The following is a 6,308-nucleotide window of genomic DNA, read 5'->3' on the forward strand; positions in this document are numbered from 1 at the left end:
AGCCGATACGATTGCAAGCATCTCGACATAACGTAATTTGATGTCGAAATACTACGATGAGGTCTTCAATGCGTCAAGGTGATCCCACATCCCCACAAGGGGGACCGATGGAGGGCATCCTCGCGCAATGGCGGCGCGAGCGCCCCGACATCGATGCGAGCCCGATGGCCGTTTGCGGCGAAGTCTGGCGCGCCGGTGAGCGGCTGCGCCAGGGCGTGGTCGCGAACGTGGCCGGCGCCGACCTGGACCTGGCCGGCTTTGACGTGCTGCTCACCCTGCGCCGCAACGGCCGCGACCGGGCGCTGTCGCCCTCGGCGTTGGCCAAGGACATGATGCTGTCCACCTCCGCCATGACGAACCGGCTCGACCGGCTGGAAAAGCGCGGCCTCATTGCCCGCAAGACCGACCCGGAAGATCGGCGCGGGCTGCAGATCGTGCTGACTGACGAGGGCTTCGCGCTCGTCGATGGCCTGGTCGCCTCGCACGTGGCAACGGAAGAGCGGATGCTGGCCGCGCTCACCCCGGCCGAGCGCGCGATGTTGCGCGAGTTGCTGGCCAAGATCGGCGGCCCGGCCGGCTGATCGGCACGGCAAGCGCGCCGCCCCCCTTAAGAAGACGGGTCGCACGCCCGCCCATTCCTCTTTACGATGACGCTCCATGCACGCGCGTGGCGTGCCGATGCGGAGGAACTTGTGAGCCTGGCTGTCCTGTGTGTGCTGGTGATCGTGGCAGCGGTGTGTGCGGCGCGTGGGCGCCGCCGGGCTGCGCGTGGCTTGGCGGCGGTATCGGCGGTGCTGGTCGTGGCGGTCGGCTGCGGCGCGGTGCCTGCGTGGCTGCTGGACTCGCTCGACAAGCCGTTCGAGAACGAAGCCCGCATTCAATGGGGCGCCCGCAACGCCATCGTGCTGCTCGGCGCGGGCACGTTCCGCGTGGGCGGGCGGGTCGAGCCGAGCCTGTTCTCGTACCCGCGCGTGGTGGAAGCGGCGCAGTTGTACCAGGCCTGCCGCAAGTCAAACGGCGACTGCAAGATCCTCGTCAGCGGCGGAGATGCGCGCCACCACGGCGAACCCGAGGCCACCGTCTACGGCCGGGAGCTGGTCGCGCTCGGCGTTGACCGCGCCGACGTGCTCATGGAGCCGAAGAGCATGAACACGTGGCAGAACGCGCAGTTCTCGCGCGCCGTTCTTGGCGAATACGCGCCGGACCGCACGGTGCTCGTGTCGTCTGCCATCCATCTGCGGCGCAGCCTGCTGTATTTCGCGCACTTCGGCATGACGCCCATCCCGGTGCGCGCCGATGACCTGCAGGCCACCGCGTCGCCCCTGCCGCTCGCGTACAACTTCACGCTGACGGACTACGCGCTGCACGAGTGGATCGGCATTGCGCGGTATCACGTCTACAACGCCCTCGGCTGGAACCCGGCGCGCATCCACCCCGGCGACGCCTGAGCCGCCGATCGCACCTTGCCGCCACGGCGCCCTGCCGCTATAAGAGAAGGCTCGCCGCTCTTCCCCCGACATCAGCATGCGCGATATCAGAACGCTCGACCTGAACCTGCTCAAGGCCCTCGATGCCTTGCTGGATGAGCGAAACGTCACGCGCGCGGCGGCGCGGCTGGCGATCACGCAGCCGGCCATGAGCGGCATGCTGACGCGCCTGCGCGAGAGCTTTGGCGACCCGCTGTTCGTGCGCACGCAGCGCGGCGTCGTCCCCACCCAGCGCGCGCTGGAACTGACCGGGCGCGTCAAGCAAGTCCTCAGCGAAATCGATGCGCTGCTTCAGCCGTCCGTGTTCGATCCGCAGACCGCGGAGCTCACCGTCTCCATCGCCGCCACCGACTACGGGCTGCGCGCGGTGGTCGTCCCCTTCCTGCGCGCGCTCAGCCAGCACGCGCCGCGCATCCGCGTGGCGGCGCGGCCGGCCGAGTACGCACTGACGAAGGCCCAGCTCGAGCGCGGCGAAGTCGACCTCGCCCTGCTCACGCCCGAGCGCACGCCGCCAGACCTGTACGCGCGCCACCTGTTCGATGAGCGCTACGTCTGCGCGCTGCGTCGCGACCATCCCGACGCGCACGGCAGCACGCTGCCTCTCGACCGCTTCTGCGCACTCGACCACGCGCTCGTCTCCTACGCCGGCGGCGATTTCACGGGCGCCACCGACGACGCACTGGCCAGGCTCGGGCGTGCGCGCCGCGTGTCGCTCTCGGTGGCGAGCTTCCTGATCCTGCCCGAAGTCCTGCGCGCGACCGACCTGGTGGCCGTGGTGCCCCGCCGGCTGGTGACGGAGGCAGACGGGCTGGCGCTGCTCGATCCGCCGATCGAGATCCCGGGTTTCACCAAGGTCATCGCCTGGCATGCGCGCACGCACCTGCACCCGGGCCATCGGTGGCTGCGCACGCTGCTGTTCGAGACCTGCGGCACATCCGATGCCGCGCCCTCGCGGCCCGATGTGTGCGTCCGCGAGCGCGCCTGAAGCGCGCACAACACGTCAATTACGCGGTGAACAAGCGCACGACGCTGGTCATGTTGGCCTGGCCCAGCCCGCGCGACATGGCTTCTCGGAAAACGCCCCGCGCGGCTGCCAGCACGGGCGCCGCCTCGGCTGAACCCGCCGCGTCCACGGCATAGCCGAAATCCTTCTCGATCAGCGAGACGGGAAACTGCGGCGCGAAATTGCCCGCCAGCATGGAATCCGTCAGGCGCGTGGCCACGGGGCTCCACACAGGCGTGGCGGCAACGGCCTGCAACGCCTGCGCGGCATCGGCGCCGCAGCGCTTCAGCATCCCGATCAGCTCGGCCAACACGGCCAATTGGGCGCCGAGCAGCGCATTGGTCGAGAGCTTGACCAGCGCGCCGGCCCCGAGCGGGCCGACCCGGTGCACGGCCGCTCCCATCGCCTTCAATACCGGCTCCGCCAGCTCGGCCGTGGCGGGCTCGCCGCCCACGAGGTAGATCAGCTGCGCGGCGTCGGCCTGCGGCAGCGAACCGGCCACGGGCGCTTCGAGCAGCTTGACGCCCTTGTCCATCGCAGCCGCGCCCAGCGCCTTGACCCAATCGGGCGACAACGTGGAGCTTTCAATCGCAACGGTGCCCGCCGCCATGCCGGCCAGCGCGCCGGTTTCGGGCGCCAGCCAGACTTGGCGCGATGCCGCGTCATCGCGCAGCATCGTCACCACGAAGGCGGCGCCGGCAGCGGCCTCACGCGGCGTCTGCGCGACCTTGGCGCCGGCGGCGGCCAGCGCGGACGCAGCCTCGGGCGAACGGTTCCACACCGTGAGGTGGTGGCCAGCGCGAACGAGGTTCAGCGCCATGCGGGAGCCCATCGCTCCCAGGCCCAGGAATGCAATCTCTGCCATGGGGTTCTCTCCTGTGTGCAAACGCGTCGGGACCGCGCTGGCCCCGTGTCGCCCGGCATGATGCGCGTGCCGCAATGATCGATCCAATCGTCATTGCAGATGGCGGTCATTGCCTCCTCTGATATCAGCGCGGCAGGCAAGCCCCAAAGAAAAACGCGCCCGAAGGCGCGTTCCTGTTGATTCGGTCGCGTGCCGATCAGCTCGCAAAGCCGGGCGCAGCCTCGCGCACGGCATGGGCGGCGCCTTCCTCGGGAATCGGCGCTTCCACATGCAGGCTCGTCGCCTCGTCCACGCCCAGGTGCACGTTCATGCATTGCACTGCTGCGCCGGCCGCGCCCTTGCCCAGGTTGTCCAGACGCGCGGTGACGACCATGCGCTCGTCCGAACCGAACACGAACAGGTCGGCGCGGTTGGTGTCGTTGGCGCCCTGCACATCGAAGAAGCCGTTGTCGAGCGTCGCAACGTTGTCGGCCGGCGCCACGCGGATGAACTGCTCGCCCTGGTAGTAATCGGCCAGCACACGGGCGATGTCGGTCGGGCTCACCTTGCGCGCCAGGTGCTGCGGATGCAGGCCGATCGTCACGGCCAGGCCCTTGAAGAAGTTGCCGACGACCGGCGTGAAGATCGGCGCGAGGCTCAGGCGGCTCTGCACGCGCATCTCCGGCAGGTGCTTGTGCGCCAGGGCCAGCGCGTACGGGCGCGGGCTGTCGAGCTTCGGGTTATCGGCGGCCAGGTAGTCGGCGATCATGGCCTTGCCGCCGCCGCTGTAGCCGGTGAGCGAGAACGCCGTGACCGGGTAGTCGGCCGGGACGATGCCCGCATCCACCAGCGGGCGCATCAGCAGCACGAACGCGCTGGCGTGGCAGCCCGGCACGGCGATGCGCTTGGTGTTGCGCAGGCGCTCGCGCTGGCCCTGGGCCAGTTCGGGCAGGCCGTAGACCCAGTCGTCCGACGTGCGGAACGCGGTGCTGGCGTCGATGATGCAGGTGTTCGGGTTGTTGACCAGCGAGACGGCCTCGCGCGAGGCGACATCCGGCAGGCAGAGGAATGCAACATCGGCGGCATTCAGGAATTTGGCGCGCTCGGCTGAATCCTTGCGCTTGTCTTCGGCGATGCGCAGCAGCTCGATATCGTCGCGCTGCGACAGATAGTCGAGCAGGCGAAGGCCGGTGGTGCCTTCCTGACCGTCGACGAAAACCTTGAATGCCATGGTGATCTCGCTAAAAAACTGGGGGCCAAAGACAACGCCGGCAAGCGGTGCCGGCGCGTGAGGTTTGCATTGTAGCGGCTGACGAAGACATTTCCGCGGCAGCGCTATGAAGTGACTTCGATGCCGCTTACCAGTGCGGCTTCGTGTCGTAATCGATCGTCAGCGGCGCGTGGTCGCTGAACTTGATGTCCTTGAAGATCGACGTGCGGCGCGCGGTGGCGGCAATGCCCGGCGTGGCGATCTGGTAATCGATACGCCACCCGACGTTCTTTGCATACGCCTGGCCGCGGTTGCTCCACCAGGTGTACTGCTCGGGGCGCGGGTCGAGCGTTCGGAACACATCCACATAGCCGACCTCGTCGAACAGCTTGGTCAGCCACGCGCGCTCTTCGGGCAGGCAGCCGGAGTTCTTCTGGTTGCCCTTCCAGTTCTTGATGTCGATTTCCTTGTGGACGATGTTGACGTCGCCGCACAGCACGACCTCGCGGCCCTTTTCGTGGCGCAGGTCCTTGAGGTGCTCCATGAACAGGTCCATGAAGCGGAACTTGGCCTGCTGGCGCTCTTCGCCGCTGGAGCCCGACGGCACGTAGACCGAGATGATCGACAGCTTGCCGTAGCGGGCCTCGACGTAGCGGCCTTCCGCATCGAACTCGCCGTTATCGAAGCCGATGATGACCTCGTCGGGCTTGTGGCGCGTGTAGATGCCCGCGCCGCTGTAGCCCTTCTTCACCGCGTGCTGGAACACGCCGTGGTAACCGTGCGGCGCCAGGAATTCAGGCGTCATGTCGTCTTGCGCGCATTTCAGTTCCTGCACGCAGACGAAATCGGCGTCCTGCTTGCCCATCCACTCGAAAAAGCCCTTGCTGGCAGCGGAGCGAACGCCGTTGAGGTTGGCGGAAATGATGCGTAACATGGCGGGACTTTTTTGCGGACCAGAGAAAAAAGATGAGCCAAAACAGCGAGTTGCGCCAATCCTTCATCCGCTTTGCGGTGGAAGCCGGCGTGCTGTCGTTCGGGGAATTCGTGACCAAGGCGGGGCGGACGTCGCCCTATTTCTTCAACGCCGGCAAGTTTGCTGACGGCGCACTGCTGGGCCAGGTCGCGCAATTCTATGCGAAAACCCTGCTCGACTCGGGCGTGGAGTTCGACATGCTGTTCGGGCCGGCATACAAGGGCATCACCCTGGCAAGCGCCACGGCCGTGGCATTGGCCGGGCTCGGACGCAACGTCGGCTTTGCGTACAACCGCAAGGAAGCCAAGGACCACGGCGAGGGCGGCAGCCTCGTCGGCGCCAAGCTGCAAGGGCGCGTGGTGATCGTCGATGACGTGATCTCTGCCGGCACCTCGGTGCGCGAATCGGTCGAGCTGATCCGCGCGGCGGGCGCCACGCCTGCGGCCGTGCTGATCCTCATGGACCGGATGGAGCGCAGCGGCAATGCGCAGGATATCGGCGAGCGCTCTGCTGTGCAGGATGTGCAGGCTCAATACGGTATGCCGGTTGTGTCGATTGCCAATCTGGATGACTTGCTGGGGTATCTGGATAGCGCCGGCGACCCGGCGCTGGCGGGGTATCGGGATAAGGCTGCGGCTTACCGGGACAAATACGGCGTTAGCGCTATCTGATTCTTCTTCGCGTTCGAGAAAACCCCGGTGGTGTTGTTCGCCGGGGTTTTGTTTTTTTTTTGGTACATCCCTTGTTTCACCCCCTGCCGGGGGCGACTCACTTTCTTTGTCTTGCCAAAG

The 6,308-nt window shown here is 67.0% G+C and carries 7 protein-coding genes; 4 read left to right on the plus strand and 3 right to left on the minus strand.

Annotation, left to right across the window (positions count from 1 at the left end):
- Positions 1–68 precede the first annotated feature (68 nt).
- From A6M56_RS18305 to A6M56_RS18315, 3 genes are all read left to right on the plus strand, one after another.
- Positions 69–581, plus strand: coding sequence for a MarR family winged helix-turn-helix transcriptional regulator (locus A6M56_RS18305; protein ID WP_286758287.1), 513 nt, complete (start codon positions 69–71; stop codon positions 579–581).
- 111 nt (positions 582–692) lie between these two features.
- A complete protein-coding gene (locus A6M56_RS18310; protein ID WP_045787732.1) occupies positions 693–1,448 on the plus strand; it encodes a YdcF family protein in 756 nt (251 codons plus the stop codon).
- A gap of 76 nt (positions 1,449–1,524) precedes the next feature.
- Positions 1,525–2,472, plus strand: a complete 948-nt coding sequence (locus A6M56_RS18315; protein WP_102080634.1) for a LysR family transcriptional regulator — start codon at positions 1,525–1,527, stop codon at positions 2,470–2,472.
- A gap of 19 nt (positions 2,473–2,491) precedes the next feature.
- Here the strand turns inward: A6M56_RS18315 and A6M56_RS18320 are convergent, their stop codons facing one another.
- The 3 genes from A6M56_RS18320 to A6M56_RS18330 all read right to left on the minus strand — a co-directional run bounded on the left by A6M56_RS18320 (position 2,492) and on the right by A6M56_RS18330 (position 5,478).
- Positions 2,492–3,355 carry an NAD(P)-dependent oxidoreductase gene (locus tag A6M56_RS18320; protein WP_045785517.1) on the minus strand — a complete coding sequence of 288 codons (864 nt, stop codon included), beginning with the start codon at positions 3,353–3,355 and terminating at the stop codon, positions 2,492–2,494.
- A 196-nt stretch (positions 3,356–3,551) separates the two neighbouring features.
- Positions 3,552–4,565, minus strand: a complete 1,014-nt coding sequence (gene argC, locus A6M56_RS18325) for an N-acetyl-gamma-glutamyl-phosphate reductase (RefSeq protein ID WP_102080633.1) — start codon at positions 4,563–4,565, stop codon at positions 3,552–3,554.
- 127 nt (positions 4,566–4,692) lie between these two features.
- Positions 4,693–5,478 (minus strand): exodeoxyribonuclease III, encoded by a 786-nt coding sequence (locus A6M56_RS18330; RefSeq protein WP_102080632.1) that lies wholly within the window; start codon positions 5,476–5,478, stop codon positions 4,693–4,695.
- Positions 5,479–5,510: 32 nt separating this feature from the next.
- Here A6M56_RS18330 and pyrE point away from each other — a divergent pair, with 32 nt between their 5' ends.
- On the plus strand, positions 5,511–6,188 hold the full coding sequence (gene pyrE / locus A6M56_RS18335; RefSeq protein WP_045785514.1) for an orotate phosphoribosyltransferase: 678 nt from the start codon (positions 5,511–5,513) through the stop codon (positions 6,186–6,188).
- Positions 6,189–6,308: the final 120 nt, after the last annotated feature.

The sequence above is a fragment of the Ralstonia sp. RL genome, from assembly GCF_001683835.1.
Taxonomy (GTDB): Bacteria; Pseudomonadota; Gammaproteobacteria; order Burkholderiales; family Burkholderiaceae; genus Ralstonia; species Ralstonia mannitolilytica.

Coding starts and splice junctions, on each gene's coding strand:
- A6M56_RS18305 (WP_286758287.1), top strand. CDS start 69: ATGCGTCAAGGTGATCCCACATCCCCACAAGGGGGACCGATGGAGGGC.
- A6M56_RS18315 (WP_102080634.1), top strand. CDS start 1,525: ATGCGCGATATCAGAACGCTCGACCTGAACCTGCTCAAGGCCCTCGAT.
- A6M56_RS18320 (WP_045785517.1), bottom strand. CDS start 3,355: ATGGCAGAGATTGCATTCCTGGGCCTGGGAGCGATGGGCTCCCGCATG.
- argC (WP_102080633.1), bottom strand. CDS start 4,565: ATGGCATTCAAGGTTTTCGTCGACGGTCAGGAAGGCACCACCGGCCTT.
- A6M56_RS18330 (WP_102080632.1), bottom strand. CDS start 5,478: ATGTTACGCATCATTTCCGCCAACCTCAACGGCGTTCGCTCCGCTGCC.
- pyrE (WP_045785514.1), top strand. CDS start 5,511: ATGAGCCAAAACAGCGAGTTGCGCCAATCCTTCATCCGCTTTGCGGTG.